General features: G+C 71.5%; 22 protein-coding genes and 1 pseudogene. 9 read left to right on the forward strand and 14 right to left on the reverse strand.

Going from position 1 to position 26365, the window contains the following annotated elements:
* Positions 1 to 162 precede the first annotated feature (162 nt).
* Entirely contained in the window at positions 163 to 897 is a 735-nt protein-coding gene (locus ACFYR3_RS01440) for an SIMPL domain-containing protein (protein ID WP_356781882.1), read from the reverse strand.
* Positions 898 to 1035: 138 nt separating this feature from the next.
* Between ACFYR3_RS01440 and ACFYR3_RS01445 the strand changes: the two genes are divergently transcribed.
* Positions 1036 to 2841, forward strand: coding sequence for a 5'-nucleotidase C-terminal domain-containing protein (locus tag ACFYR3_RS01445; protein WP_355855600.1), 1806 nt, complete (start codon positions 1036 to 1038; stop codon positions 2839 to 2841).
* A gap of 242 nt (positions 2842 to 3083) precedes the next feature.
* Here ACFYR3_RS01445 and ACFYR3_RS01450 read toward each other — a convergent pair whose 3' ends face one another.
* The 7 genes from ACFYR3_RS01450 to ACFYR3_RS01480 all read right to left on the reverse strand — a co-directional run bounded on the left by ACFYR3_RS01450 (position 3084) and on the right by ACFYR3_RS01480 (position 11711).
* Positions 3084 to 4529 (reverse strand): lysine N(6)-hydroxylase/L-ornithine N(5)-oxygenase family protein, encoded by a 1446-nt coding sequence (locus ACFYR3_RS01450; RefSeq protein WP_389280973.1) that lies wholly within the window; start codon positions 4527 to 4529, stop codon positions 3084 to 3086.
* Entirely contained in the window at positions 4526 to 5887 is a 1362-nt protein-coding gene (locus tag ACFYR3_RS01455; protein WP_355855606.1) for an aminotransferase class V-fold PLP-dependent enzyme, read from the reverse strand. Before ACFYR3_RS01455 ends, ACFYR3_RS01450 begins: the two co-directional genes overlap by 4 nt.
* 219 nt (positions 5888 to 6106) lie before the next feature.
* Positions 6107 to 8599, reverse strand: coding sequence for an aminopeptidase N (gene pepN, locus ACFYR3_RS01460; RefSeq protein WP_355855609.1), 2493 nt, complete (start codon positions 8597 to 8599; stop codon positions 6107 to 6109).
* An 84-nt stretch (positions 8600 to 8683) separates the two neighbouring features.
* The gene (locus ACFYR3_RS01465) at positions 8684 to 9235 is read right to left on the reverse strand and encodes a response regulator (RefSeq protein WP_355855612.1); all 552 of its coding nucleotides are present in this window, start codon (positions 9233 to 9235) and stop codon (positions 8684 to 8686) included.
* 193 nt (positions 9236 to 9428) lie between these two features.
* Positions 9429 to 9773 carry a chorismate mutase gene (locus ACFYR3_RS01470; RefSeq protein WP_356781877.1) on the reverse strand — a complete coding sequence of 115 codons (345 nt, stop codon included), beginning with the start codon at positions 9771 to 9773 and terminating at the stop codon, positions 9429 to 9431.
* Positions 9774 to 9852: 79 nt separating this feature from the next.
* Complete coding sequence (locus ACFYR3_RS01475) at positions 9853 to 10308, reverse strand: GNAT family N-acetyltransferase (RefSeq protein WP_355855617.1); 456 nt, start codon at positions 10306 to 10308, stop codon at positions 9853 to 9855.
* Positions 10309 to 10928: 620 nt separating this feature from the next.
* Positions 10929 to 11711, reverse strand: a complete 783-nt coding sequence (locus ACFYR3_RS01480) for a serine protease (RefSeq protein ID WP_356781874.1) — start codon at positions 11709 to 11711, stop codon at positions 10929 to 10931.
* 222 nt (positions 11712 to 11933) lie between these two features.
* Between ACFYR3_RS01480 and ACFYR3_RS01485 the strand changes: the two genes are divergently transcribed.
* Both ACFYR3_RS01485 and ACFYR3_RS01490 read left to right on the forward strand, forming a co-directional pair.
* Positions 11934 to 12827, forward strand: coding sequence for a hypothetical protein (locus tag ACFYR3_RS01485; RefSeq protein ID WP_355855887.1), 894 nt, complete (start codon positions 11934 to 11936; stop codon positions 12825 to 12827).
* A gap of 113 nt (positions 12828 to 12940) precedes the next feature.
* Positions 12941 to 13687, forward strand: coding sequence for an ankyrin repeat domain-containing protein (locus ACFYR3_RS01490; RefSeq protein ID WP_389280977.1), 747 nt, complete (start codon positions 12941 to 12943; stop codon positions 13685 to 13687).
* 471 nt (positions 13688 to 14158) lie between these two features.
* On the opposite strand, the gene ACFYR3_RS01495 is transcribed toward ACFYR3_RS01490, so the two are convergent.
* The gene (locus ACFYR3_RS01495) at positions 14159 to 15073 is read right to left on the reverse strand and encodes an SDR family oxidoreductase (protein ID WP_355855893.1); all 915 of its coding nucleotides are present in this window, start codon (positions 15071 to 15073) and stop codon (positions 14159 to 14161) included.
* Positions 15070 to 15825 carry an SDR family oxidoreductase gene (locus ACFYR3_RS01500; RefSeq protein WP_355856004.1) on the reverse strand — a complete coding sequence of 252 codons (756 nt, stop codon included), beginning with the start codon at positions 15823 to 15825 and terminating at the stop codon, positions 15070 to 15072. The genes ACFYR3_RS01495 and ACFYR3_RS01500 overlap by 4 nt, the downstream gene beginning before the upstream one ends.
* A 121-nt stretch (positions 15826 to 15946) precedes the next feature.
* On the opposite strand from ACFYR3_RS01500, the gene ACFYR3_RS01505 reads away from it, so the two are divergent.
* The 4 genes and pseudogenes from ACFYR3_RS01505 (at position 15947) to ACFYR3_RS01520 (ending at position 19585) form a co-directional block, all read left to right on the forward strand.
* Complete coding sequence (locus ACFYR3_RS01505) at positions 15947 to 16699, forward strand: enoyl-CoA hydratase family protein (protein ID WP_355855896.1); 753 nt, start codon at positions 15947 to 15949, stop codon at positions 16697 to 16699.
* Positions 16696 to 17562, forward strand: a complete 867-nt coding sequence (locus ACFYR3_RS01510) for a CoA-transferase (protein ID WP_355855898.1) — start codon at positions 16696 to 16698, stop codon at positions 17560 to 17562. Before ACFYR3_RS01505 ends, ACFYR3_RS01510 begins: the two co-directional genes overlap by 4 nt.
* Positions 17538 to 18281, forward strand: a pseudogene (locus ACFYR3_RS01515) (CoA-transferase subunit beta); the annotation flags it as partial. The gene ACFYR3_RS01510 and the pseudogene ACFYR3_RS01515, both read left to right, overlap by 25 nt.
* 209 nt (positions 18282 to 18490) lie before the next feature.
* A complete protein-coding gene (locus ACFYR3_RS01520; protein ID WP_355855901.1) occupies positions 18491 to 19585 on the forward strand; it encodes a nitronate monooxygenase in 1095 nt (364 codons plus the stop codon).
* 31 nt (positions 19586 to 19616) lie between these two features.
* Here ACFYR3_RS01520 and ACFYR3_RS01525 read toward each other — a convergent pair whose 3' ends face one another.
* From ACFYR3_RS01525 to ACFYR3_RS01535, 3 genes are read right to left on the reverse strand one after another with little or no spacing between them, the layout of a single operon-like run.
* On the reverse strand, positions 19617 to 20774 hold the full coding sequence (locus tag ACFYR3_RS01525; RefSeq protein ID WP_355855904.1) for an acetyl-CoA C-acetyltransferase: 1158 nt from the start codon (positions 20772 to 20774) through the stop codon (positions 19617 to 19619).
* Positions 20775 to 20816: 42 nt separating this feature from the next.
* Positions 20817 to 21434, reverse strand: coding sequence for a TetR/AcrR family transcriptional regulator (locus ACFYR3_RS01530; RefSeq protein WP_355855907.1), 618 nt, complete (start codon positions 21432 to 21434; stop codon positions 20817 to 20819).
* A gap of 15 nt (positions 21435 to 21449) precedes the next feature.
* Entirely contained in the window at positions 21450 to 22241 is a 792-nt protein-coding gene (locus tag ACFYR3_RS01535) for an SDR family oxidoreductase (RefSeq protein ID WP_355855910.1), read from the reverse strand.
* A gap of 153 nt (positions 22242 to 22394) precedes the next feature.
* On the opposite strand from ACFYR3_RS01535, the gene ACFYR3_RS01540 reads away from it, so the two are divergent.
* Both ACFYR3_RS01540 and ACFYR3_RS01545 read left to right on the forward strand, forming a co-directional pair.
* Positions 22395 to 23576, forward strand: a complete 1182-nt coding sequence (locus ACFYR3_RS01540; protein WP_389280981.1) for an acyl-CoA dehydrogenase family protein — start codon at positions 22395 to 22397, stop codon at positions 23574 to 23576.
* Positions 23576 to 24574, forward strand: coding sequence for an acyl-CoA dehydrogenase family protein (locus ACFYR3_RS01545; protein ID WP_355855916.1), 999 nt, complete (start codon positions 23576 to 23578; stop codon positions 24572 to 24574). Before ACFYR3_RS01540 ends, ACFYR3_RS01545 begins: the two co-directional genes overlap by 1 nt.
* Here the strand turns inward: ACFYR3_RS01545 and ACFYR3_RS01550 are convergent.
* A complete protein-coding gene (locus ACFYR3_RS01550; protein ID WP_356781859.1) occupies positions 24549 to 26267 on the reverse strand; it encodes a cytochrome bc complex cytochrome b subunit in 1719 nt (572 codons plus the stop codon). The genes ACFYR3_RS01545 and ACFYR3_RS01550 overlap by 26 nt on opposite strands.
* Positions 26268 to 26365: the final 98 nt, after the last annotated feature.

A 26365-nucleotide genomic window follows, 5' to 3' on the forward strand; every position in this document is an offset into this window, starting at 1 on the left:
TTGACAACTGTTGAATTGTGCGCCGGGGTGCTCCGATGAGCAGCACGGTTCCCGGTGCGTCCGGTGCATTTATCTGTCCGCGTCCGTCCAGTATCCGTCCGGCTGTGCGGTGGGTGCGCGGCAGAGTCGGCGAGTGACTTTCCGTGATGTTTTCATGGGCGGCTAGAGCCGTGGCGGTGCCATGGTGAAGCGGGCGTTGACCTGGGCGTGGACGTGTTGGCGTTGGGGTTCGAGGTCGAGGGGGGCGGGTTCGTCCTCGAAGGATCCCGCTCCGGGGGCGGCTGCGCGCAGGGAGCGGGTGGCTTGGGCGGTGTAGGCGTTGCGGTGGGTGTCTTCGGCGCCGATGTCGGCGAGTTCGACGAGGGCGGTGAGGGTGGTGTCGAGGGCTTCGGCGTATTCGCGGGCGCGTTGGACGGCTTCGCGGACGGCTTGCCGGCGTGCGGTGCGGTGGGCGGGTGAGGTGGGGCGGAGGGACCACCAGGGGCCGTCGACTCGGGTGAGGTCGAGGTCGGCGAGGGCGGTGGTGAGTTCGCCGAGTGCGGTGAAGTCGTTCAGTTCGGCGGTGATGTGGACGTGGCCGTGGTGGGTGCGGACGCGTTCTCCGCGGCCGTGCCGGCCGAGTTCGGGGCTGATGGTGAAGGCGCCGGTTTCGAGGTGTTCGACGGCGTCGCCGTAGGTTTTGACGAGGTCGAGGGCGAGGGCGTTGCGGCGGGTGAGGTCGGCGAGTGCTTCGCGGCGGTCTTTGCCGCGGGCGGTGACGGTGATGCCGATGCGGGCGATTTCCGGTTCGACTTCGAGGTGGGCTTCGCCTCGGACGGCGATGCGGGGTGTGTCGGGGGTGCCGTAGGGGACGGCGGGTGGGTTCTGCTGGGTGGTGGGGGCGGCGTTGGGGGTCATACGTCCCACTCTGTCACTGGGCGGGTGGTGCGTGATGCCGTCGGGTCATGAGATGGAAACCTCCAGGGTCTTTTGCGGGGGCGGGTGTTGGGTCAGAATCTACGCGCGTCGTTGACCTATTCCCGAGGAGTTCGAGACATGCCGTTGAACCGCCGGAAGTTCCTGAAGAAGTCCGCTGTTACGGGTGCGGGGGTGGCGCTCGCGGGTGCGGCCGCGGCTCCGGTGGCGCACGCGGCGGAGGTGAAGGGGGGTTCCAGGCCGGTGAAGCGGTATGCGCTGACGGTGATGGGGACGACCGATCTGCACGGTCACGTCTTCAACTGGGACTACTTCAAGAACGCGGAATACTCGGACAAGGCGGGCAACGCGCAGGGTCTGGCGCGGATCTCGACGCTGGTGAACAACCTCCGTGCGGAGAGGGGCCGTTGCAACACGCTGCTCATCGACGCCGGTGACACGATCCAGGGCACTCCGCTGACGTACTACTACGCGAAGGTGGATCCGATCACCGCCAAGGGTGGTCCGGTGCACCCGATGGCGCAGGCGATGAACGCGATCGGCTATGACGCGGTGGCGCTCGGGAACCACGAGTTCAACTACGGCATCGAGACGTTGCGGAAGTTCGAGTCGCAGTGTCGTTTCCCGTTGCTGGGGGCGAACGCGCTGGACGCGAAGACGCTGAAGCCGGCGTTCCCTCCGTATTTCATGAAGGAGTTCCACGTTCATGGCGCTCCGCCGGTGAAGGTGGCGGTGCTGGGTCTGACGAACCCGGGTATCGCGATCTGGGACAAGGCTTATGTGCAGGGGAAGTTGACGTTCCCGGGGCTTGAGGAGCAGGCGGCGAAGTGGGTGCCGAAGCTGCGGTCGATGGGTGCGGACGTGGTGGTCGTGTCGGCGCATTCGGGTGCGTCGGGGACTTCTTCGTACGGTGACCAGGTGCCGTATGTGGAGAACTCGGCGGCGCTGGTGGCTCAGCAGGTGCCGGGGATCGACGCGATCCTGGTGGGTCACGCGCATCTGGAGATCCCGGAGTTGAAGGTCACGAACACGGCGTCGGGGAAGACGGTGGTGTTGTCGGAGCCGCTGGCGTACGCGGAGCGGATGTCGGTGTTCGACTTCGAGCTGGTCTTCGAGAAGGGTCGCTGGGCGGTCGAGTCGGTGGCGGCGTCGGTGCGCAACACGAACTCGGTGGCGGACGACCCGAGGATCACGCGGCTGCTGAAGGACGAGCACGATGTGGTGGTGGCGTACGTCAACCAGGTGGTCGGTACGGCGACGGACACGCTGACGACGGTGGAGGCGCGGTACAAGGACGCGCCGATCATCGATCTGATCACCAGGGTTCAGGAGGATGTGGTCCGGGCGGCGCTGGTGGGGACGCAGTACGCGTCGTTGCCGGTGATCGCGCAGGCGTCGCCGTTCTCGCGGACGTCGGAGATTCCGGCGGGGGATGTGACGATCCGGGATCTGTCGAGTCTGTATGTGTACGACAACACGCTGGTGGCGAAGGTGTTGTCGGGTGCGCAGGTGCGGGCGTACCTGGAGTATTCGGCGAACTACTTCGTGCAGACGGCCGCGGGTGCGGTGGTCGACACGGAGAAGCTGACGAACGCGAACAACCGTCCGGACTACAACTACGACTATGTGTCGGGGCTTCAGTACGACATCGACATCGCGCAGGCGGAGGGTTCGCGGATCAAGAATCTGACGTACAAGGGTGCGGCGCTGGATGATGCGCAGCAGTTCGTGTTCGCGGTGAACAACTACCGTGCGAATGGCGGCGGTGCGTTCCCGCATGTCGCTTCGGCGACCGAGGTGTGGTCGGAGTCGACGGAGATCCGGACGCGGATCGCGGAGTGGGTGACGGCGAAGGGCTCGCTGGACCCGAAGGAGTTCGCTTCGGTGGACTGGAGGTTGACGCGGGACGGTTCGCCTGTGTTCTAGGGCGGGGCGGGTTCGGTTTCACGGCGTCGGCGCGGTTTTTCGCGTCGGCGCCGTTTGCCGTTCGGGGCCTGCGGATTCGGCCTCACGGGTGTGCGAGCGCGCCGGGTCTGCGGGTGTGCGAGCCCGCTGGGTGTGCGGGCGGGCGAGCGCCGGGTCTGCGGGCACTCGGCCTTATGGGCGTTCAGGCCGCCGTCTCTGCCGTCTCGCCGTCTCTGGCGTCTCTGGCGTCTCCCGCCGGTTCTTCATCTTCCTTCGACCAGGGGGATCAGGGGGACGAGGGGTTTGAGTGTCCGGGTTTCCTGGCCCTGGCGGGCGTTCGGGACGCGGGGGGTTTGTTCGAGGCCGAAGGTGGTGAAGGCGGTTCGGCCGGGGAGGGGGTAGGGGTCCTTGCCGGTGAGGGAGTTGAGGATGGTGGCGCTTCGCCAGGCGGCGAGGCCGAGGTCGGGGGCGCCGACGCCGTGGGTGTGGAGTTCGGCGTTCTGGACGTAGACGCGGCCGGTGACGGCGGGGTCGAGGATCAGGCGGAACTGGTTGTCGATGTCGGGGCGTTCGGCGTTGTCGCGGCGGAGGTAGGGGTCGAGTCCGGCGAGGAGTGGGGCGATGGGGCGTTCGCGGTAGCCGGTGGCGAGGACGACGGCGTTGGTGGTGAGGCGGGAGCGGGTGCCCTGTTGGCCGTGTTCGAGGTGGAGTTCGATCTTGGTGGTGGCGATGCGTCCGGCGGTGCGGACGGTGACGGCGGGGGTGAGGACGGCGTCGGGCCAGTCGCCGTGGAGGGAGCGGCGGTAGAGCTCGTCGTGGATGGCGGCGATGGTGTCGGCGTCGATGCCTTTGTGGAGTTGCCATTGGGCGGCGACGAGCCGGTCGCGGACGGGTTCGGTGAGGGCGTGGAAGTAGCGGGTGTAGTCGGGGGTGAAGTGTTCGAGGCCGAGTTTGGAGTACTCCATGGGTGCGAAGGCTTCGGTGCGGGCGAGCCAGTGGATCTTTTCTTTTCCGGTGGGGCGGTTGCGCAGGAGGTCGAGGAAGACTTCGGCGCCTGACTGGCCGGCGCCGATGACGGTGATGTGTTCGGCGGTGAGGAACTGGTCGCGGTGTTTGAGGTAGTCGGCGGCGTGGATGACGGGCACGCCGGGGGCTTCGACGAGTGGTTTGAGTGGTTCGGGGATGTGGGGGGCGGTGCCGACGCCGAGGACGATGTTGCGGGTGTGGGTGCGGCCGAGGGCCTGTGCTTCGCCGTTGGTGTCGAGTTGGGTGAAGTCGACTTCGAAGAGGTCGTATTCGGGGTTCCAGCGGACGGCGTCGACCTGGTGGGCGAAGCGGAGTCCGGGGAGGTTGTCGGCGACCCAGCGGCAGTAGGCGTCGTATTCGGCGCGTTGGATGTGGAAGCGCTCGGCGAAGTAGAAGGGGAAGAGGCGGTCGCGGTCCTTGAGGTGGTTGAGGAAGGACCAGGGGCTTGTGGGGTCGGCGAGGGTCACGAGGTCGGCGAGGAAGGGGACTTGGAGGGTGGCGCCGTCGATGAGGAGGCCGGGGTGCCAGTCGAAGCCGGGGCGTTGTTCGTAGAAGACGGCGTCGAGTTCGGTGAGGGGGTGGGCGAGGGCGGCGAGGGAGAGGTTGAAGGGGCCGATGCCGATGCCCACCAGGTCGCGGGGTGTTTCGGCGGCGGGTCGCTGGGGGTGGGGTGTCGGTCTCATTGGGGGGTGTGTCCTTCCACCAGTTTCAGGAGCGTGGCCAGGTCGCCGGGCCGGGTGTGGGGGTTGAGGAGGGTGGCTTTGAGCCAGCGGCGGCCGTCGAGGGTGGCGCGGCCGAGGACAGCGCGTCCTTCGTTGAGGAGGGTGCGGCGTACGGCGGCGACGGTGTCGTCGGTGGCGCCGGTGGGCCGGAACAGGACGGTGCTGATGGCCGGTCGGTCGTAGAGCTCGAAGCCGGGGTGGGCGGCGATGAGGTCGGCGAGTTCGTGGGCGTGGGCGCAGACCTGGTCGACGAGTTCGCCGATGCCGTGCCGTCCGAGGGTTTTGAGGGTGACGGCGATTTTGAGGATGTCGGGGCGGCGGGTGGTGCGCAGGGAGCGGCCGAGGAGGTCGGGGAGGCCTGCTTCGGTGTCGTCGTCGGCGTTGAGGTAGTCGGCTCGGTGTCCGAGTGGGGTGAGGTCGGCTGGGTCGCGTACGGCGAGGAGTCCGGCGGCGGCGGGCTGCCAGCCGAGTTTGTGCAGGTCGAGGGTGACGGTGTCGGCGCGGGCGAGTCCGTCGAGTTTGGTGCGGTGCCGGTCGCTGAAGAGGAGGCCTCCGCCGTAGGCGGCGTCGATGTGGAGGCGGGCGCCGTGGGTGGCGCAGAGTTCGGCGATGTCGGGCAGTGGGTCGATGAGTCCGGCGTCGGTGGTGCCGGCGGTGGCGGCGACGAGGAGGGGGCCGCGCAGGTCGGTGAGGGCGCTGTCGAGGGCGGCGGGGTCGAGGGTGCCGGCGGGTGCGGGGACGACGACGGGTTCGGGGAGGCCGAGGAGCCAGGTGGCGCGGTGGAGGGAGTGGTGGGCGCCTTCTCCGCAGACGAGTTGGACGCCGTTGTGCCTCTCGCGGGCGAGGAGGAGGGCGAGTTGGTTGGACTCGGTGCCGCCGGTGGTGACGAGGGCGTCGCCCCGGGTGCCGTAGACCTGGTGGGCGAGGGTCTGGGTGAGGAGTGTTTCGAGTTCGGAGGCGGCGGGGGCCTGGTCCCAGGAGTCGAGGGAGGGGTTGAGGGCGGAGGCGGCGAGGTCGGCGGCGGTGGCGACGGCGAGGGGTGGGCAGTGCAGGTGGGCGGCGCACAGGGGGTCTGCGGGGTCGGCGGCGCCTTCGGCGAGGGCGCGTACGAGGGTGTGCAGGGCGTCGGCGCTGCCGTGGTGGGGCAGGGGGTCGCCGAGGGCGGCGCGCAGGCGGCTGGCGACGTGTTCGGGTCCTCCGGCGGGGAGGGGTCCTCCGCGTGCGGCGGTGCCTTCGGCGAGTGCGTGGAGGACGGTGTCGAGCAACGGCCGTAGCGCGTCGGGGCCTTCGGGTCCTGAGGCGAGGGGCGGCGTGCTCATGGGTGTCCTCCGGTGGACGCGCGGCGGGGTCTTTCCCGGCGTGTACGCGTTTTGGGCAGGTGCGCCCGCCAAGGACAACGATTCGGCCCCGGCGGGGGTACTGCCGTACGGAGGAAATGTGTGGGAGGGGCCGGCACCAGGTCGGCTTCCCCGAACGCCGGGGGCTGGGGAGCAGCTCTCCGGCGTTCGGGTTCGGGTCCGGGGTGTGCGGGGCGGTTTCTAGGCCTGCCTCACCCGCAACGCCCGTGCGAGGTCGTCGAGTTGGTCGGCGAGTTTGCGGCGCAGGGCTGGGATGGGGGCGGCGTCGCGGAGGCAGGTCTCGCCGAGGTCGAGGGTCTCGGGGGCGACGGCGTAGGCGGGGAAGGCCCAGCGGCCGGCGGCTTCGGCCATGGCGGGGCCGCGTCGCTCGGCGACGGCCACGGCGTCGGGCCAGTAGCGCTCGACGTACTCGCGGACGAGGTCGGTCTGTTCGGGCTGCCAGAAGCCTTGGGCGGTGGCGGTGAACAGGTAGTTGGAGAGGTCGTCGGTGGCGAACATGGCGTCCCAGGCGGCGCGTTTGGCCTGTGGGTCGGGCAGCGCGGCGCGGCAGCGGGCGGCGCCTTCCTGGCCGGTGGCGCTGGGGTCCTGGACGAGTTCGGCGTCGATCACGGCGTCGTCGACGGCGCCGAGGACGGAGAGCCGGCCGAGGATGCGCCAGCGCAGCTCGGGGTCGAGTTCGGGGCCGCCGGGGACGGTGCCCTCGGAGAACCAGGCGCTGATGGTGTCGGGGTGGGCGGCGACGTCGATGAGGTGGCGTACGGCGGTGAGGCGCAGGCCGGGTTGGGAGCCGTCCTCGGTGCGGCGGATGAGGTCGCGGCACAGGTCGGTGAGAGTGGCGAGGGCGGTGGGCCGCTGCTCGGGGCGCAGGTAGCGGTCGGCGACGTGGGCGGTCGCGAAGGACAGGATGCCCTGGACGAGGGCGAGGTCGGTCTCGTGCGGCAGGTGGGTGCGGGCGGCTTCGATGTAGGCCATGGCGGGCAGTTCGCCGTCGCGTACGGCGTCGCGGAGGGCGTTCCAGACGACGGCCCGGGTGAGGGGGTCGGGGAGGCCGGAGAGGGCGGCTCGTACGGTCCGGAAGGACTTGGGGTCGAAGCGGACCTTGGCGTAGGTGAGGTCGCCGTCGTTGAGGAGGAGCAGGTCGGGGCGGCGGCCGGGGCGGGGTCCGGCGGAGTCGCCCTGGGGGACGTCGAGTTCGAAGCGGTCGCGCAGGATCAGCCGGTTGTCCTCGCCGGGGACGGTGTCGTAGGCGCCGACGGCGATGCGGTGGGGGCGGCTGCCCTGGTGGTCGACGGTGAGGTGCCATTGGCCGTCGGCTTCGGTGATCTCGGGCCTGAGGGTGTCGACGCCGGTGGTGCGCAGCCAGGCGTCGGCCCAGGCGTGGACGTCGCGTTCGGTGGCGGAGGCGAGGTTGTCGATGAAGTCGGCGAGGGTGGCGTTGGCGAACTTGTGGCGGGCGAAGTGGGTGTTGATGCCGGCGAGGAAGTCCTTCTCGCCGAGCCAGGCCACGAGTTGGCGCAGTGCGGAGGCGCCCTTGGCGTAGGAGATGCCGTCGAAGTTGAGCATGGCGGACGCGGTGTCGGGGACGGCGTCCGGGTCGGGTGCGACGGGGTGGGTGGAGGGGCGCTGGTCGGCGTCGTAGCCCCAGGATTTGCGGGCGACGCCGAAGTCGACCCAGGTGTCGGTGAAGCGGGTGGCTTCGGTGAGGGTCTGGTAGCCCATGTACTCGGCGAAGGACTCGTTGAGCCAGATGTCGTCCCACCAGCGCAGGGTGACGAGGTCGCCGAACCACATGTGGGCCATTTCGTGGGCGATGACCATGGCGCGGGTCTGCCGCTCGGTGTCGGTGACGGCGGAGCGGTAGATGAACTCGTCGCGGAAGGTGACGAGTCCGGGGTTCTCCATGGCGCCGGCGTTGAATTCGGGGACGAACGCCTGGTCGTAGGAGTCGAAGGGGTAGGGCTCGGCGAACTTCTCGTGGTAGCGGTCGAAGCAGGCGCGGGTGATGTCGAGGATCTCGTCGGCGTCGGTGTCCAGGTACGGGGCGAGGGAGCGGCGGCAGTGGAGGCCGAAGGGGAGGCCGCGGTGCTCGGTGCGTACGGAGTGCCAGGGGCCGGCGGCGACGGCGACGAGGTAGGTGGAGACGAGGGGGGTGGGGGCGGCTTTCCAGTGGCCGTCGCCGAGGTGTTCGGTGATGCCGTTGGCGAGGACGGTCCAGCCCTCGGGGGCGGTGACGGAGAGTTCGAAGACGGACTTGAGGTCGGGCTGGTCGAAGGCGGCGAAGACGCGCTGGACGTCTTCCATGAACAGCTGGGTGTAGACGTAGGTCTCGCCGTCGGTGGGGTCGGTGAAGCGGTGCATGCCCTCCCCGGTGCGGGAGTAGCGCATGCTCGCGTCGACGCGCAGTTCGTGTTCACCGGCGGTGAGGCCCTTGAGGGGCAGCCGGTTCTCGTCGAGGGTCTCGGGGTCGAGGGGCCGGCCGTCGAGGGTGACGGAGCGCAGTTCGGCGGGCTTCAGCTCGACGAAGGTGTCCGCGGCGGTGCGGGTGGTGAACCGGATGACGGTCAGGGAGTCGAAGGTGTCGTCCCCTCCTGTCAGATCGAGTTCGATCCCGTAGTGGTGGACGTCGAGGAGCTTGGCACGGGTCTGCGCTTCGTCGCGCGTCAGTACGGACATGGGAACATGCTGCCCGATGCCGCAGGCAGGACACAGGGGTGGTCCGGTATGTGCGTTTTGTTGCCCCCCGTTCACGGGCTGTGGTTACGGCGTGCGGCCCTGTTCCAGTCGGTTCGCTTCCGGATCGTGCGGGTCCCGCTCGGACCGGCGGCGGCCTGGGATGCGTCCCTCGGGGTGTGCGAGGGCCGGGTCCGGGGGGTGTTCCTTGACGAGGGCACGCAGTTCGCGCAGTTCCGCTTCGAGGGCCTGGTGGCGACGCTGGGCTTCGTACAGGTAGCGGACCTTGGTGCGCAGGGCCCAGGGGTCGACCGGTTTCATGAGGAGGTCGGCGACACCGAGGGCGAAGGCGGTGGCGGTGAGTCCGGCGTCCGGGCCGAAGCCGGTGAGCAGGATGACGGGGATGTGCTGGGTCTGCTCCAGGCGCCGCATGTAGCGGACGACGTCGAGGCCGCTGACGCCGGGCATGCGCACGTCGAGGAGGAGCAGGGCGACCTGGCCGCGCAGGACTTCCTTGAGCGCCTCGTCGCCGCCGGTGGCCCGCACGACCCGGTAGCCGAGCGGGGCCAGGGCGCTCTCCAGGGCGTACAGGGTGCCCTCGTGGTCGTCGACGATGAGGATCTTGGCATCCGACGGCATGGCCCGACGTCCCCTCGTTTGGACATACCAGCTTATGCCCGTACGGACGCACGACGCGGGCCCGTGGTGGTGACGGAGGTGCTCGCCCACGAGGACGGTCGTGGCGTGCTCGAGGGCGCCCACGGACGTTGTGTGTTGGGCAGGAGGTGTGCGGGAGTGCACAGCGCAGGATGCCCGCTGCGGACCCCCGGTGTCACTCCCCCGGGTCGGCCGTGCCGGTTCCGGCGTCGTCCGCGATGCGCTCGTGGTGCCGGATGACCTCGGCGATGATGAAATTCAGCAGTTTTTCGGCGAAGGCCGGATCCAGCTTGGCGTTCTCGGCGAGGCGGCGGAGCCGGGCGATCTGGTGGGCCTCGCGGGAGGGGTCCGCGGGCGGCAGCTGGTGGGCGGCTTTGAGGTGGCCGACCTGCTGGGTGCACTTGAAGCGCTCGGCGAGCATGTGCACGACGGCCGCGTCGATGTTGTCGATGCTGTCGCGCAGCCGGGCGAGTTCCGTGCTGACGGCGGGATCGACTTCCTGGGGCTTGCTGGTGCTCATGACGTCCAACCCTACGTGGCTCGCGGGGGTCCGATCATGGGCGGCTCCGTCCGGCGGGCACGCGCCGAAGGGGAGGTCCCTACGGCCGTGGGCCGGTGAGCGCCTTGTGGAAGTGCACGTCCTGGTGCCCGCCCGGGATGCCGTCCGTGCGGCCGGTCTCGCGGTAGCCGTGCCCGCGGTAGAAGTCGGGGGCCTGGAAGGTGAACGAGGAGACGATCATCTCGGTGCAGCCGCGCCGGACGCTCTCCTCCTCGGCCGCCAGGAGCAGCTTGCTGCCCCAGCCCGCGTGGCGCTGGTCGGCCCGCACCCAGAGCATGTCGACGGCGCAGCAGCTGCCCCACACCCAGGCGGTGAGCCCGCCGACGAGTTCCCCGTCGGCGTCGGTGACCCGGACCGAGACCGGCTCGGGGTCTCCGGCACCGGTCGCCTTCGCGTTGAAGGCGGTGAGTTCGTCGTCGAGCCGCTGTTGCAGGACATCGTCCTTGGCGCCGATCAGCAACGACGCGGTGACGGGCGGGTGGTGTCGACTGGTCATGGCAGCGAGTATGCCAACGCCGGTGCGTGAGTGCCGAGTTCGTTTCCGCGCCCGCCCGGGCTCCCACAGCCCGTCCGCACGCTTCCCCGGCGTTCCCCGCAGACGCCCGCAGGCTCCCCGGCTTTCCTCGTAGACGCCCGCAGCCTCCCCGGCGTCCCTCGCAGACGCCTGCACGCTCCCCCGCACACGCCCGCACGCCCCCCCGCGCGTTCCCACAGACGCCCGCACGCTCCCCCGCGCGTTCCCACAGACGCCCGCACACTCCCCCGCGCGTTCCCACAGACGCCCGCACACTCCCCCGCGCGTTCCCCACAGACGCCCGCACGCTCCCCGCGCGCTCCCCGCGGGGCATCGCGCGCCCTCATGCGCTCCCCATGGGCCGTCCGCGCGCCCCCGCAGCTCGACGTGGGCCTCTGCTCCCCACGGGTTGCCGCAGACTCCGCATGGGCCGTCCACGTCCTCCTGGCGCGGCGGCCCGTGGTGCCGCGTGGCGCCACGGCGGGCGCCCGCGACCAGGGTCGCGGGCGCCGCTGTTGCTGATGTTGGTGCTGGTGCTGCTGGTGCTGGTGCTGGTGCTGCTGGTGCTGGTGCTGGTGCTGGTGCTGGTGCGACCGGCAAGGTCACAGGCCGGCGGCCGCCCTGGCTATGTCGGCGGCGAAGGTCGAGACCTCGCTGTACACGCCGGGGTATCCGGGCTCCGCGCAGCCCTGGCCCCAGCTGACGATCCCGACCTGGATGTAGGCGCCCGTGTCGTCCTTGCGGAACATGGGGCCGCCGGAGTCGCCCTGGCAGGTGTCGACGCCGCCCCGGGCGACGAATCCGGCGCAGATCTCGTCACTGGGGACGAGGTCGCTGCCGTACGCCTGCTGACAGGCGGTGTCGTCGACGAAGGGGACGGTGGCCTTGAGCAGGTAGCGCTGCTGCCCGCCGCCCTCGCGGGTGGCACCCCACCCGGCGACGGTGAAGTCGCCGTTGTTGTAGGCGGTGTTGGTGGCGATCTTCAGGGTGGGCTGCTCGATGGGCTTGGCGAGTTTGATGAGGGCCCAGTCCTTGCCCTTGCCGGTGTAGCCGGGGGCCTGGAGCACCTTGGTCGACTTGACCTTGACGGCGCTGCCGCTCTGCAGGTCCACGACGCCCGCGGTGGCGGTGATGGAGGTGTTGGTGCCGGAGCCGTTCACGCAGTGCGCGGCGGTCAGGACGATGCTCTTGGTGTAGAGGGCGCCGCCGCAGCCCATGGAGAGGCGGACCATGAACGGGAACTCGCCCTGGGCGGCCCGTGTTCCGCCGACGACGGGTGCGGGTGCGGCGTGTGCGGACAGCGGCTGGAGGGACACGGCGGCGAGTACGACCGCGCCGACGGCGAGCAGCCTTCTGATCACGCCGAGCTTCTTGAGAGACTTCAACGCGCTTCCTTTCGTGGGGGGTTGTCCGCAGGGCAGGCGCACAGGAATCGCCTTATGGCATGCCCCTGCCAAGCTGGTGCGGATTATGGGGACCGGCCGCCGTACCGGGCAAGAACCGCATTCCGGCCAGCCGCCGCCCCAACCCGCCACCGCGCCCCCCGCCACCGGGAGGAACCCCGCTTACAGTGGAGAGGAGTTCCGGCGTCTTCTGGGGGTGCGGGCGTGGCGAACGGCGGACCCGTCGAGCACGGCTACCCGCATCTGGACACGGTGCGGGCGTCGATCACCGCGCTCTACAAGAGGCTCTCGTACGACACCATCCACACCTTCGCGACCAGCGTCGCCCCCGCCGACGTGGCCTTCGCCGACGTCGACGACCTGCATCTGGGCGCCCAGCGCGTGGCCCGCGAGATGGTGCTGCACTACCGGCTGCCGGACGCCCGGATGATCGTCGGCTTCCGCGAGATGACCCACGCGGCGCACGTCGAACTCGCCGCGGGACCCGAGTACTTCATCGAGCTGAACGACCGCTTCCGCACCCACCGCAGGGACATCGGCGCCGCCCTCGCCCACGAGGTGATGCACGTCTATCTGCACCGCCTCGACCTCGCGTTCCCCGGCACCCGCGACAACGAGATCCTCACCGACACGGCCGCCACCTACCTCGGCGCGGGCTGGCTCCTCCTCGACGCCTACCGCGAGGACGCCGCGTCCTCGCAGAAGCTCGGGTACCTGACCCCGGAGGAGTTCGGTTACGTCCTCGCCAAGCGCGCCCTGGTCTTCGGCGAGGACCCCTCGGTGTGGTTCACCAGCCCGCAGGCGTACACCGCGTACACGAAGGGCATGACGCTGGCCCGCCGCGACGAGCAGCAGCCCCCGCTGACCGCGGCGGGCTGGGCGGGCCGCCGCCGCTACGCCAGGGACCGCCGCCACGCCCAGGACCACCACACCCTCGACCACTCCGGCGTCCCCTACACCTTCGCGCCCGACGACCGCGGCCCGCTGCGCGTGTCCTTCCCGTGCCCGACCTGCCACCAGCGCATCAGGGTGCCGGTGCGCGGCCGGGTGCGGGCACGCTGCGCGCTGTGCCGGACGGTCCTGGAGTGCGACACGTAACGGACGAGCCGTGGGCGGGTCAGGGGCGAGCGCTGCCACCCGAGGGGTGCGGGTGAGGCAGAACACCCCAAAAGTCTTTGCCTCGCGGGTCCATGGCGAGCGAGGGTCGAAGGATGAGCGCGAACGACCCGACCGCACGACTCTTCCCCGCCCTGTACGAGGGGGACGAGGACGCGGTCGTACGGCTGCTGCGCGCGGGAGTGAGCGCCGAGGCGGTCGACGAGGACGGCCAGAGCGCCCTGTACCTGGCGGCGGTGAGCGACCGGCCGGGCATCGTGCGGCTGCTGCTGGCCGGCGGCGCCGAGCCCGACCGCCTCAGCCTGGGCACGGACGCTCCCCTGTGCGGCGCGGCCTGCGGTGGTCACAGGGAGGTGGTCCGCGCCCTGCTCGCGGCCGGGGCGAACCCGGACACCGTGGAAGCGTTCGGGTTCACCGCCCTGACCTGGGCGCTGCGGCGGGTTCACACCGCCGTGGCGGAGGCGCTCCTCATGGCGGGCGCGGACCCCGACCGGCCCGGCCCGGCGGGCGAGCCCCCGCTGGTGACGGCCGCGCACCGGGGCTCCGTCGGCTGTGTACGGGCCCTGCTCGCACACGGGGCGGGGGCGCGGGGCGAGGCGCTGGCGGAGGCCCGCCGCCTGCTCGGCGTCGGCATCGAGGCCGAACTCCGCGGGAGCCTGGCCCGCACGCACGGCCCCGGCCACCCCTGGGTCACCCACCGTCACCCGTCACCCGAGGGCATGACCATCGAGGTCCAGCTCCTGGACGCTCAGGGACGGCCTTTCGCCGGCGACGACCTCCAGACCGGCCACGCGGAGATCACCACCCTTCTGAAGGCGAGCACGACACGCCCCGGACGCTGAACGCCGGGGCCCGCGGGCGGTCCGGCCGCTCGCACCCCCGTCGGCCGCGAGCACCTACCGCCCGTACGGCCCCCACGCCGACCCACGCACCGCACGGTCCGCGCCGCCCCCACGCACCGCACTCCCGACCCGCCCTACACCGCACCGTCCAGGCCGCCCCCACGCACCGCACGCCCGATCCGCACTACACCGCACCGTCCGGGCCGACCGCACAACCCGCACCGCATGCGCCACCCCGCACGCACCGCCGCACACGGCACCACACCGCACCGCCGCAGACAGCACCACACGCACCACCCCGCACGGCAGCAGACAGCACCGCACCGCTCCACCCGCGAATTCATCGGGCCCAACTCCCCTCCCGCGGCTGCCCGCAGGGCGCCGTCAGCCGGCCCGAAGCACCCACCCGTCCCCGCGGGGCGCCCTACCCCGCAGAGCCCGGCGCCGGACCGGCGGGATGCGCCGAGCCTCCTACCGTGCGCCGTACACCGCCCCCGGAGTCTGCGCCGCCGTCAGGAGTTTCCTGGCGGTTTCGCCGGCCTCCGCCGGGGTCCACCGGGCCCCGTTGTCGGCGCTCGGGCCCGGCCGCCAGCCCTCCATCACGGTGATCCGGCCGCCCTCGGTCTCGAAGACGCGGCCGGTGACCCCGGCGCTCGCGGCCGAACCGAGCCAGACGACCAGCGGCGAGACATTGCCGGGGGCCATGGCGTCGAAGCCGCTGCCGGGGGCGGACATGGTGTCGGCAAAGGTCCGCTCGGTCATCCGGGTGCGGGCGGCCGGGGCGATGGCGTTGACGTGGACGCCGTACCGTCCCATCTCGGCGGCCGCGACCAGCGTCAGAGCGAGGATGCCGGCCTTGGCGGCGCTGTAGTTGCCCTGCCCGACCGACCCCAGCAGGCCCGCTCCGCTGCTGGTGTTGACGACCCGGGCGTCGGGCGCGCGGCCCGCCCTCGCTTCCGCCCGCCAGTGCGCCGCCGCCTGCTGGAGCGGCAGGAAGTGTCCCTTCAGATGGACCCGCATCACGGCGTCCCAGTCGTCCTCGTCGAGGTTGACCAGCATCCGGTCGCGCAGGAACCCGGCGTTGTTGACCAGCGTGTCGAGACGCCCGTACGTCTCCAGGGCGGCGCGGACGACGGAGGCGGCGCCCTCGGTCGTGGCGATGTCGCCGCCGTGGGCCACCGCTTCGCCGCCCGCCGCGCGGATCTCCTCGGCCACCTGCCGGGCCGGGCTGTCCGGTCCGGGGGTGCCGTCGAGACCGACGCCGAGGTCGTTCACGACGAGCCGGGCGCCCTCGGCGGCATACGCCAGCGCGTGCGCCCTGCCCAGTCCGCGGCCCGCGCCAGTGACGATCACGACCCGCCCCTCACACAGCAATCGTGCGCTCATCCCGCTTCTCCCTGCTGGTCCTTGTTGGCGGTGGCGGCGTCGAGGAAGGCGGGCCGCTCCCCGCCTCCGTGGACGAGGATCGAGGCGCCGCTGATGTAGGCGGCGGCGTCCGAGGCGAGGAAGACGGCTGCGGCGCCGACGTCGGACGGCCGGGCGAGGCGGCCCAGCGGGACGGTGCGGGCGACGGCTGCGACGCCGTCCTCGCCGCCGTAGTGCAGATGGGCGAGTTCGGTGTGGACCATGCCGACGACCAGGGTGTTGACCCGGATCTCGGGCGCCCACTCGACGGCCATCGAACGGGCCAGGTTCTCCAGTCCGGCCTTGGCCGCACCGTAGGCCGCCGAACCGGGAGAGGGGCGCGACCCGCTGACGCTGCCGATCATCACGATGGAGCCCCGGGCCCGCCTGAGATGTTCGTACGCGGCGATCGACGCGGTGAGCGGGGCGGTGAGGTTGAGCTCGATCACCCGGGCATGCCGCTCGGCGTCCGCCTCGGCCAGCGGCCGGTAGGGGGCGCCGCCCGCGTTGTTGACCAGGACGTCGAGCCGGGGCAGAGCGTCGAAGAAGGTCCTCACGGCGGCCGGGTCGCGCAGGTCGACGGGGACGAAGTCGGCGTCTTCGAGGGGGATTTCGGGCGGTCGGCGGGCGCAGACCACGACGTGGGCGCCGGCCCGTGCGAAGGCCCGTGCGATGCCCGCGCCGACTCCTCGGGTGCCGCCGGTGACGACGACGGTCCGGCCGTCGAGGTCCACGGCGGCGGCTCCGCCATCCATGGTGTCCGCGTTGTCCACAGGGCCTCCCGCGCGGCCGCGATCGCTGCTAGCTTCGCATCACACCTAACAAACGTTTGGTGGAAAGGTAGCTGATGTGCCCATGGGTGTCTCCACCTCGTCCCCGGAAAAGGGGATTTCCGTCGTCACGGTCGACTTCCCGCCGGTGAACGCACTGCCGGTGCGGGGCTGGTTCGACCTCGCCGAGGCCGTGCGCGCGGCGGGCCGCGACCCCGGGATCCGCTGTGTCGTCCTCGCAGCCGAGGGACGCGGTTTCAACGCGGGCGTCGACATCAAGGAGATGCAGCGCGACACCACCGGTCACGGCGCGCTGATCGGCGCCAACCGCGGCTGCGCGGAGGCCTTCGCGGCGGTGTACGAGTGCGAGGTGCCCGTCGTCGCGGCGGTGCACGGCTTCTGCCTGGGCGGCGGCATAGGGCTCGTGGGGAACGCGGACGCGATCGTGGCGAGCGAGGACGCCACCTTCGGCCTGCCCGAGCTGGACCGCGGGGCGCTCGGCGCGGCCACGCATCTGGCCCGGCTCGTCCCCCAGCATCTGATGCGCGCCCTGTACTACACCTCGCGCACGGCGACCGCGGCCGAGTTGCACACGCACGGCTCGGTGTGGCGGGTCGTACCGCGCGAGGAACTGCGGGCGGCCGCACTGGAGCTGGCGCGCGAGATAGCGGCCAAGGACGGGCATCTCATCCGGCTCGCCAAGGCCGCCATCAACGGCATCGACCCCGTCGACGTGCGCCGCAGCTACCGCTTCGAGCAGGGCTTCACCTTCGAGGCCAATCTCGCCGGAGTGGCCGACCGCGTCCGCGACACCTTCGGCAAGGAGGCCCCCCGGTGAGCGACAAGACCATGTCGGCGCAGGACGTCGTCGGTCGGCTGGAGAGCGGGATGACCCTCGGCATCGGCGGGTGGGGCTCGCGCCGCAAGCCGATGGCCCTGGTGAGAGCACTGCTCCGCACCGAGATCACCGATCTCACCGTCGTCGCGTACGGCGGCCCGGACGTCGGGCTGCTGGCCGCCGCGGGACGGATCCGCACGCTCGTCACCGCGTTCGCGACGCTCGACTCCATCCCGCTCGAACCGCACTACCGCGCGGCCCGCGAGCGCGGCGCGTTCGAGCTGACGGAGGTGGACGAGGCGATGTTCATGTGGGGCCTGCACGCGGCGGCGAACCGGCTGCCGTTCCTCCCGGTGCGCGCGGGTCTCGGCTCGGACGTGATGCGGGTCAACCCGGGCCTGCGGACGATCACTTCGCCGTATCCCGACCCGGCCTCGGGGATACGGGAGGAGCTCGTCGCGATGCCCGCGCTGCGTATGGACGCGGCCCTGGTCCACCTGAACCGGGCGGACCGCCTGGGCAACGGCCAGTACCTGGGCCCGGACCCGTACTTCGACGACCTGTTCTGCGAGGCCGCGGACACGGCGTACGTCTCCTGCGAGCGGATCGTCGACACGGCGGAGCTGACCAAGGAGGCCGCGCCGCAGACCCTGCTGCTCCAGCGGTCGTCCGTGACGGGCGTGGTGGAGACACCGAACGGCGCGCACTTCACCTCGTGCGTCCCGGACTACGGGCGGGACGAGGCCTTCCAGAAGCTGTACGCGACCACGCCGTACGCCGAGTTCGCCGAGCGGTTCCTCGGCGGCGGCGAACACGCCTATCAGAGCGCCGTCCAGGCCTGGCAGAGGGAGGGGGACCAGTGAGCGCCGACCGAGCCGAGTACTGCGTGATCGCCTGCGCCGAGGCCTGGCGGGACAACGGCGAGGTGCTCGCCAGCCCCATGGGCCTGATCCCGTCCATCGGCGCCCGGCTGGCCCGGCGCACCTTCTCGCCCGACCTGCTGCTGACCGACGGCGAGGCGCTGCTCGTCGGCCTCGACGGCACCCCGGAGGGCTGGCTGCCGTACCGCAGACATCTGACCGCGGTGACCGGCGGGCGGCGGCACGTGATGATGGGCGCGAGCCAGATCGACCGCTTCGGCAACCAGAACATCTCCTGCGTCGGCGACTGGTCCCGGCCCCGGCGGCAGCTGCTCGGCGTGCGCGGTGCCCCGGTCAACACCCTTAATAATCCGACCAGTTACTGGATCCCCAAGCATTCCCCGCGCGTCTTCGTGGAGCGGGTCGACATGGTGTGCGGGGTGGGGTACGACCGGGCCGCCGCCGCCGGGCCGAGCGCCACCCGCTTCCATCGCCTCCCCCGGGTGGTGACCGACCTCGCCGTCCTCGACTTCGCGACGCCCGACCACTCGATGCGGCTGGTGTCCGTGCACCCGGGTGTCACCGCCGAGGAGGTCGGGGAGGCGACGGGGTTCGAGCTGACGATCCCGGACGAGGTGCCGTTCACCCGTGAACCGACCTCGGAGGAGCTGGAGTTGATCCGCACGGTGATCGACCCGAAGGGTCTGCGGAACCGGGAGGTGCCCGATCCGGAGAGCGGCGCACGGGCCCGGGCGACACCCGGCCGGGCAGGCACCGCAGGAGACCGGGAGACACCCGGCGGGGCCGACGCAGCACGAGACCGGGAGTCACCCGACGGGGCCGACGCAGCACGAGACCGGGAAGCACCCGACGAAGGCGGCGGCCGGCGCGACCGGGACGTGCCCGGCCGTTCGCGTGGGGGTGGGCGCTGATGGAGACCGCGCTGACCGGGCTCGTCGGTGTCCGGCATCCCATCGTGCAGACGGGTATGGGCTGGGTGGCCGGGCCCCGTCTGGTCTCGGCGACGGCGAACGCGGGCGCGCTGGGCATCCTGGCCTCCGCGACGATGACACTCGACCGGCTCCGCGACGCGGTGCGGGAGGTCAAGTCCCGTACGGACCGGCCCTTCGGTGTGAATCTGCGCGCCGACGCCGGGGACGCGGGCGACCGGGTGCGGATCATCGTGGAGGAGGGCGTGCGCGTCGCGTCGTTCGCGCTCGCCCCCTCCCGCGAGCTGATCGCCTCGCTGAAGGAGGCGGGCGTGATCGTCGTGCCGTCCGTCGGCGCCCGGCGGCATGCCGAGAAGGTGGCCGCCTGGGGGGCCGACGCGGTGATCGTGCAGGGCGGCGAGGGCGGCGGGCACACCGGGGAGGTGGCGACGAGCGTGCTGCTGCCGCAGGTGGTGGACGCCGTGGACATTCCGGTGGTGGCGGCGGGCGGCTTCCACGACGGGCGGGGGCTGGTGGCGGCGCTGGCCTACGGCGCGGCGGGCATCGCGATGGGCACGCGTTTCCTGCTGACCTCCGACTCGACCGTCCCCGACGCGGTGAAGGCGAGGTATCTGGCGGCGACGGTGAAGGACGTCACCGTGACGACGGCTGTCGACGGGCTGCCGCACCGCATGCTGCGCAGTGAGCTCGTCGACGCCCTGGAGGGTGCAGGCCGTACGAGGGCACTCGTCCAGGCCGTGCGCCGCGCGGCCGGATTCCGGCGGATCTCCGGGCTGTCCTGGTCCCGGATGATCCGCGACGGCCTGGCCATGAAGCACGGCAGGGACCTGTCGTGGAGTCAGGTCCTGCTCGCCGCCAACACCCCGATGCTCCTCAAGTCGTCGATGGTGGACGGCCGGACGGATCTCGGCGTGATGGCGTCGGGACAGGTCGCGGGGGTGATCGAGGATCTCCCGTCCTGCGCGGAACTGGTCGAGCGGGTGATGGCGCAGGCCCTCGCGACGCTCGACGCCCTTCCCCGCACGGCCGACCCGGCCCTCACGGCAGGGGACGCCCCTGCCGGCCCGGACGGGTGAGCGCCCGGGGCAGGGGGTGGACGCCCGTTCCTCAGAGCCGTTCGATGATCGTCACGTTCGCCTGGCCGCCGCCCTCGCACATCGTCTGGAGTCCGAACCGGCCGCCGGTGCGCTCCAGTTCGTGCAGCAGGGTCGTCATCAGCCGCACGCCCGTGGCGCCGAGGGGATGGCCGAGGGCGATCGCGCCGCCGTTGACGTTGACCTTCTCCGGGTCGGCGCCGGTCTCCTTGAGCCAGGCGAGGACGACCGGGGCGAAGGCCTCGTTGATCTCGACGAGATCGATGTCGCCGATGGACATGCCGGTCTTCTTCAGGGCGTACGCGGTGGCCGGGATGGGGGCCGAGAGCATCCGGATGGGATCCTCGCCGCGCACCGAGAGGTGGTGCACGCGGGCGCGGGGGGTCAGGCCGTGTTCGCGGACCGCGCGCTCGGAGGCGAGCAGCATCGCGGCGGCGCCGTCGGACACCTGGGAGGAGCAGGCGGCGGTGATGGTGCCGCCCTCGACTACCGGGTTCAGGGCCGCCATCTTCTCGAGGGTGGTGTCCCGGCGGGGGCCCTCGTCGACCGTGACCTCGCCGTGGGCGACGGTCTCGCGGGCGAAGCGGCCCTCGTCGACGGCGCGGATCGCCCGCTGGTGGGAGCGGAGGGCGAACTCCTCCTGGTCGCGGCGGCTGATGCCCCATTTGGCGGCGATGAGTTCGGCGCCGTGGAACTGGTTGACGGGGCGGTCGCCGTAGCGGGCGCGCCAGCCCTCGCTGCCCGCGAAGGGGCCCTCGGTGAGGCCGAGCGGTTCGGCGGCCCGGCGGGAGGCGAAGGCGATGGGTATCTGGCTCATGTTCTGCACGCCGCCGGCGACGACCAGGTCCTGGGTGCCGGACAGGACGCCCTGGGCGGCGAAGTGCACGGCCTGCTGGGAGGAACCGCACTGCCGGTCGACGGTGACGCCCGGCACCTCCTCGGGCAGTCCGGCCGCCAGCCAGCTGGTGCGGGCGATGTCCCCGGCCTGCGGTCCGACCGTGTCCAGGCAGCCGAAGACGACGTCCTCCACGGCGGCCGGGTCCACGCCGGACCGTTCGACCAGGGCCCTGAGCACGTGCGCGCCGAGGTCGGCCGGGTGGACCCCGCTCAGCCCTCCCCCGCGCCGCCCGACGGGCGTGCGGACCGCTTCGACGATGTAGGCCTCGGCCATGACGACTCCCTTGCGGACGTGGGTGGTTCGCGGGTGGTTCGCTTACGGCTCCTCGCGGACGGAGATGCCGTCGAGCACCATCGACAGGTACTGCCGGGCGATCTCCTCCGGGCTGTGCTGACCGCCGGGCCGGTACCAGGAGGCGGCGACCCACACGGTGTCGCGGACGAACCGGTAGGTGAGACGGATGTCGAGGTCGGCCCGGAAGACCTCGGCGTCGACTCCGCGTTCCAGGGTGCTCAGCCACGCCTTCTCGAAGTTGCGCTGGGACTCGGCGAGGAAGGCGAAGCGCTGCTGTGCGGCGAGGTGCCGGGCCTCCTTCTGGTAGATGGCGACGGCCGCGCGGTGCCGGTCGATCTCCCGGAAGGATTCGGTGACCAGTGCCTCCAGGGTTTCCCGGGGGCCGAGTTCGGAGTCCAGGACGGTGTCGTAGCCGTCCCAGAGCTCGTCGAGGAAGGTCCGCAGGATCTCCTCCAGCATCGATTCCTTGGAGTCGAAGTGGTAGTAGAGACTGCCCGCGAGCATCCCGGCCTCGTCCGCGATCTTGCGGACGGTGGTGGCGTTGTAGCCCTGTTCGGCGAACACCTCGGCGGCGGTGCCGAGCAGTTCGCGGCGACGCTCCGGGGTGGCGGTCACCAGGGGCTTCTTCTTGGTAGGCACACGGTCATTGTCGTCCTATGCGTGCTGGCTGCTCACGGACACGACCTCGCCGGTCAGATACGAGGAGTAGCCGGAGGCGAGGAACACGATCACGTTGGCGACCTCCCAGGGTTCGGCGTACCGGCCGAAGGCCTCGCGGGCGGTCAGTTCCTCCAGCAGTTCGGGGGTGGTGACCTTCACCAGGTGGGGGTGCATGGCGAGGCTGGGTGAGACGGCGTTGACCCGTACCCCGTACGCGGCGGCCTCGATCGCGGCGCAGCGGGTGAGCGCCATGACGCCTGCCTTCGCGGCGGCGTAGTGGGCCTGCCCGGACTGGGCGCGCCAGCCGACGACGGAGGCGTTGTTGACGACGACTCCGCGGTGGCCGCGCTCCTTGAGCCGCCGCAGCGCCGCGCGGGTGCAGCGGAACGTGCCGGTCAGGGTCACGTCGAGGACCTTCGACCACTGTTCGTCGGTCATGTCGACGAGGGGTGAGGTGCCGCCGAGGCCGGCGTTGTTGACGACGATGTCCAGTCGGCCGTGGAGGTCGGCGGCGGTGTCGAAGAGGGCCTGGACCTGGTCCTCGGCGGTGACGTCGCAGGGCAGTGCGGTCACCTCGGCGGGGCCGAACTCCGCTGCCAGGGTCTCGGCGGTCTCCTTGAGCCGGCGGGTGTGCGCGTCGCTGATCAGGACGCGCGCACCCTCCTCCAGGAACCGGCGTGCCGTGGCTCCGCCGATGCCTGCGCCCGCCGCGGCGGTGATGACGGCGGTGCGGCCCTTCAGCAGCCCGTGCCCGGGTACGTACGCCGGACTCTCGACGTCGCTCATGACCCCAAGCTAACCTACCAAACACTTGTTAGGGAAGCTTGTCGTCACTCCCGGGCCCCTCTCCCGAGCCCCGGGAAGCCCCGCCCCTCCCCGGGGGCCGCCGCCCGCCCCGGGCCAACGCCGTCCGGAGCCCGCCGCCGAAAGGTGCCGCCGATGGATCTCACCCGCTCCCCCGCCGAGGAGGCGTTCCGTGCCGAGGCCCGTACCTGGCTGGACGCCCATGTCCCGACGACTGCGCTGCCCTCCCTGGAGACCGCGGAGGGCTTCGCCGCGCATCGCGCGTGGGAGGCCGAACTGGCTGCGGACCGCTGGTCGGTGGTGTCGTGGCCGGCGGAGTACGGCGGCCGGGACGCGGACCTCGTGCGCTGGCTGGCCTTCGAGGAGGAGTACCACGCGGCGGGCGCGCCCGGCCGGGTCGGGCAGAACGGCATCAGCCTCCTCGCGCCGACCCTCTTCGACCACGGCACCGCGGAGCAGCGCGCGCGGGTGCTGCCGCCGATGGCGACGGGGGAGGTGGTCTGGGCGCAGACGTGGTCCGAGCCCGAGGCGGGTTCGGACCTGGCGTCGCTGAGGTCGCGTGCGGTGCGCACGGACGGCGGCTGGTGTTTGAAGGGGCACAAGACGTGGTCGTCGCGGGCCGCGTTCGCCGACCGCGCGTTCGGCCTGTTCCGCAGCGAGCCGGGTCTGCCGAAGCCCCACCAGGGCCTGACGTATCTGATGTTCGACCTGCGCGCGCCGGGCGTGACGGTCCGCCCCATCGGGCGCCTGGACGGCAGGCCGGCCTTCGCGGAGCTGTTCCTGGACGAGGTGTTCGTCCCCGACGAGGACGTGATCGGCGAGCCGGGGCAGGGCTGGCGGGTGGCGATGTCGACGGCGGGCAACGAACGCGGTCTGATGCTGCGTTCGCCGGGCCGTTTCCTGGCCGCCGCCCACCGGCTGGCCGCGTTGTGGCGCAGCCACGGCGACCCCTCCGACTCGGCCCTGCGCGATCGCGTGGCCGACGCGGTGATCGGCGCCCGCGCCTACCAGCTCTTCACGTACGCCAACGCCTCCCGGTTCCTCGAGGGGAGTGGGGGCGCCCCCGCTCGAGCGGAGCCGAGAGTGGGGGACATCGGTCCGCAGTCCAGTCTGAACAAGGTGTTCTGGTCGGAGCTCGACATCGCACTGCACGAGACGGCGCTCGATCTGCTGGGCGCCGAGGGCGAGTTGGCGGACACCGAGTGGGCCGAAGGCCATGTGTTCTCGCTCGCCGGCCCCATCTACGCGGGCACCAACGAGATCCAGCGCGACATCATCGCCGAGCGGCTGCTCGGCCTCCCGAAGGGCCGCCGCTGATGCGCTTCCTCCTCGACGCCGAACAGCGCGCCTTCGCCGCCTCCCTGGACGCGATGCTGACCTCCACGGACACGCCGTCGGCCGTACGGGCGTGGGCCGACGGCGACCACGCGCCCGGGCGGTCCCTGTGGTCGCGGCTCGCCGACGCGGGGGTCTTCGCGCTGGCCGTCCCGGAGGCGTACGAGGGGGTGGGCCCGCTGCCCGTAGAACTGACGGTCGCGTTCCTGGAGTTGGGGCGGCACGCGGTTCCGGGTCCGGTGGTGGAGACGATCGCCTCGGCCGTCCTGCTGAGCGAACTGGGCGGGTCGGGTGAACCGGGCCCGGCCGAGCGGTTGCTGCCGGGGCTGGCCTCGGGCAAGAGCGTCGCCACGCTCGCTCCGGCCGGCGGGTACGCGCTGGACGCGGACGCGGCGACGGTGCTGCTCGCGGTGGACGGCGACGGTCTGCGGCTCGCGCCCGGCCACGGCCCGGTGCGGGCGTCCGTGGACCGGGCCCGGCGGCTCGCCCTGCCGGAGGCCGGCGGTGAACTCCTGGCCACGGGCCCGCAGGTCACCCGCGCCGTCGGCCGGGCTCTGACCTGGGCCCGGCTCGCCACCGCCGCGCAGGCCCTCGGGGTCGGTCTCGCGCTCCTCGACCGGACCGTCGAATACGTCGGGCAGCGCACGCAGTTCGGTGTTCCCGTCGGCTCGTTCCAGGCGGTCAAGCACCGGCTCGCGGACGCGATGATCGCCCTGGAGTTCGCGCGCCCGCTGCTGTTCGGCGCCGCGCTGTCGATGGCACCGGCGGACGTGGCCGCCGCGAAGGTCACGGCGGGCGAGGCCGCGTACGCCATGGCCCGGACTGCGCTGCAGCTGCACGGCGCGATCGGCTACACGGCCGAGTACGACCTGTCCCTCTGGTTCACCAAGGCGCGCGCCCTGCGGACGGCCTGGGGCACCCCGGCCGATTGCAGGGCCGAGGCGCTGGCCGGTCTCAGTGGTGGTCGTCCCCGCTCGTGAGTTCCCGGTACTCCTTCGCCGTCGGCTTCGGGATCCGGGTGCCGGGCCCGTACAGGGCGCGCGCCAGCCGGGCGCGCAGTCTCCGGGCGGGGCCGACCCGGCGGACGACGCCGTTCGCGTCGACGAGCGGGCCCACCTCGTAGGGCGGCGCCTGTTCGTGCTGGGTGAGGGTGAACCGCTGTGCCGGGGTGAGCGGTTCGTGGACCTCGACGTACTCGCCGTGCGGCAGGAGCTTGATGAGGCCGGACTCGCGGCCGTGCAACACCTTGTCGTGGTCGGCGCGTTGCAGCCCGAGGCAGACCCGTTTCGTGACGACGTAGGCGAGTGCGGGCCCGGCGAATACGGCGACGCGGACGAACCAGGTGATCGCGTTGATCGACAGATGGAAGTGGGTGGCCCACAGGTCGTTGCCGCCGCCGACCAGCAGGACGGCGTACAGCGTCAGCCAGGCGACGCCGAGGGCGGTGCGGGTGGGCACGTTGCGCGGCCGGTCCAGGATGTGGTGCTCGCGCTTGTCGCCGGTGACCCATGCCTCGATGAAGGGGTAGACGGCGATGGCGGTCATGATGAGCGGAAAGAGCGAGAAGGGGATGAAGACGCCCAGCTGGAGTGTGTGGCCGAAGGCGTTGATCTCCCATCCCGGCATCACCCGGATCAGTCCCTCGGAGAACCCGAGGTACCAGTCGGGCTGGGCGCCGGTGGTCACCAGGTCGGGGCGGTAGGGACCGAAGGCCCATACGGGGTTGACGGTGGCGATCGCGCCCATGATCGACAGGACCCCGAAGACCAGGAAGAAGAAGCCGCCGGCCTTGGCCATGTAGACCGGCATGAACGGCATGCCGACGACCGACTTCTGGTCGCGTCCGGGCCCCGGGTACTGCGTGTGCTTGTGGTAGAAGACCAGGATCAGGTGGGCGACGACCAGTCCCAGCATGATGCCCGGCAGCAGCAGGACATGGATGGGGAAGAACCTCGGGATGATGTCGTGCCCCGGGAACTCCCCTCCGAAGAGGAAGAAGGAGATGTACGTCCCCACGACCGGGATCGACAGGATGGCGCCCTGGGCGAAGCGGACGCCGGTGCCGGAGAGCAGGTCGTCGGGGAGCGAGTAGCCGGTCAGTCCGGTGATGAGGCCGAGCATCAGCAGGGTCCAGCCGAACAGCCAGTTGACCTCGCGCGGCTTGCGGAACGCGCCGGTGAAGAACACCCGCATCATGTGCACAAGCATCCCGGCGAGGAAGACGAGCGCCGCCCAGTGGTGGATCTGCCGGATCAGCAGACCACCGCGCACGTCGAAGCTGATGTCGAGCGTGGACTCGTACGCCCGCGTCATGATGATGCCGTTCAGCGGCCCGTACGAGCCGTGGTAGACGACCTCGACGCCGCTCGGCTCGAAGAACAGGGTGAGATAGACGCCGGTGATGATCAGGACGAGGAAGCTGTAGAGGCAGACCTCGCCCAGCATGAACGACCAGTGGTCCGGGAAGACCTTGCGCATATTGGCCTTGGCCAGGGTGTACACGCCCAGCCGTCCGTCGGCCCAGTCGGCGAGCCGCTCACCCTTGCCCGTCTCGGCCGCGCGGCGGGCTCGCGTGGTCCCCGCGGGGCCGACGGCCTGCGAAGTCCCGCTCCCGGGGGCTCCGTTCACCGAAGGTCCGCCGGTCCGGCCGGACTCGATCTCTCGTGCGCCCATACGCCGCTCCCCTCGGCCCACCAGGGTGGCATGCCGCCCCGCCGAAGCCAACGGGGCGTCATGGGTGGAGTGTTGGGACGATCGGTGGCCGCGACGAG

Source organism: Streptomyces sp. NPDC005784 (genome assembly GCF_042871525.1).
GTDB lineage: Bacteria > Actinomycetota > Actinomycetes > Streptomycetales > Streptomycetaceae > Streptomyces.

What these genes read in the sequence shown, in the direction of transcription:
- ACFYR3_RS01440 (WP_356781882.1), bottom strand. Translation starts at nt 897, where the DNA reads ATGACCCCCAACGCCGCCCCCACCACCCAGCAGAACCCACCCGCCGTC.
- ACFYR3_RS01445 (WP_355855600.1), top strand. Translation starts at nt 1,036, where the DNA reads ATGCCGTTGAACCGCCGGAAGTTCCTGAAGAAGTCCGCTGTTACGGGT.
- ACFYR3_RS01450 (WP_389280973.1), bottom strand. Translation starts at nt 4,529, where the DNA reads ATGAGACCGACACCCCACCCCCAGCGACCCGCCGCCGAAACACCCCGC.
- ACFYR3_RS01455 (WP_355855606.1), bottom strand. Translation starts at nt 5,887, where the DNA reads ATGAGCACGCCGCCCCTCGCCTCAGGACCCGAAGGCCCCGACGCGCTA.
- pepN (WP_355855609.1), bottom strand. Translation starts at nt 8,599, where the DNA reads ATGTCCGTACTGACGCGCGACGAAGCGCAGACCCGTGCCAAGCTCCTC.
- ACFYR3_RS01465 (WP_355855612.1), bottom strand. Translation starts at nt 9,235, where the DNA reads ATGCCGTCGGATGCCAAGATCCTCATCGTCGACGACCACGAGGGCACC.
- ACFYR3_RS01470 (WP_356781877.1), bottom strand. Translation starts at nt 9,773, where the DNA reads ATGAGCACCAGCAAGCCCCAGGAAGTCGATCCCGCCGTCAGCACGGAA.
- ACFYR3_RS01475 (WP_355855617.1), bottom strand. Translation starts at nt 10,308, where the DNA reads ATGACCAGTCGACACCACCCGCCCGTCACCGCGTCGTTGCTGATCGGC.
- ACFYR3_RS01490 (WP_389280977.1), top strand. Translation starts at nt 12,941, where the DNA reads ATGAGCGCGAACGACCCGACCGCACGACTCTTCCCCGCCCTGTACGAG.
- ACFYR3_RS01495 (WP_355855893.1), bottom strand. Translation starts at nt 15,073, where the DNA reads ATGAGCGCACGATTGCTGTGTGAGGGGCGGGTCGTGATCGTCACTGGC.
- ACFYR3_RS01505 (WP_355855896.1), top strand. Translation starts at nt 15,947, where the DNA reads ATGGGTGTCTCCACCTCGTCCCCGGAAAAGGGGATTTCCGTCGTCACG.
- ACFYR3_RS01520 (WP_355855901.1), top strand. Translation starts at nt 18,491, where the DNA reads ATGGAGACCGCGCTGACCGGGCTCGTCGGTGTCCGGCATCCCATCGTG.
- ACFYR3_RS01525 (WP_355855904.1), bottom strand. Translation starts at nt 20,774, where the DNA reads ATGGCCGAGGCCTACATCGTCGAAGCGGTCCGCACGCCCGTCGGGCGG.
- ACFYR3_RS01535 (WP_355855910.1), bottom strand. Translation starts at nt 22,241, where the DNA reads ATGAGCGACGTCGAGAGTCCGGCGTACGTACCCGGGCACGGGCTGCTG.
- ACFYR3_RS01540 (WP_389280981.1), top strand. Translation starts at nt 22,395, where the DNA reads ATGGATCTCACCCGCTCCCCCGCCGAGGAGGCGTTCCGTGCCGAGGCC.
- ACFYR3_RS01545 (WP_355855916.1), top strand. Translation starts at nt 23,576, where the DNA reads ATGCGCTTCCTCCTCGACGCCGAACAGCGCGCCTTCGCCGCCTCCCTG.
- ACFYR3_RS01550 (WP_356781859.1), bottom strand. Translation starts at nt 26,267, where the DNA reads ATGGGCGCACGAGAGATCGAGTCCGGCCGGACCGGCGGACCTTCGGTG.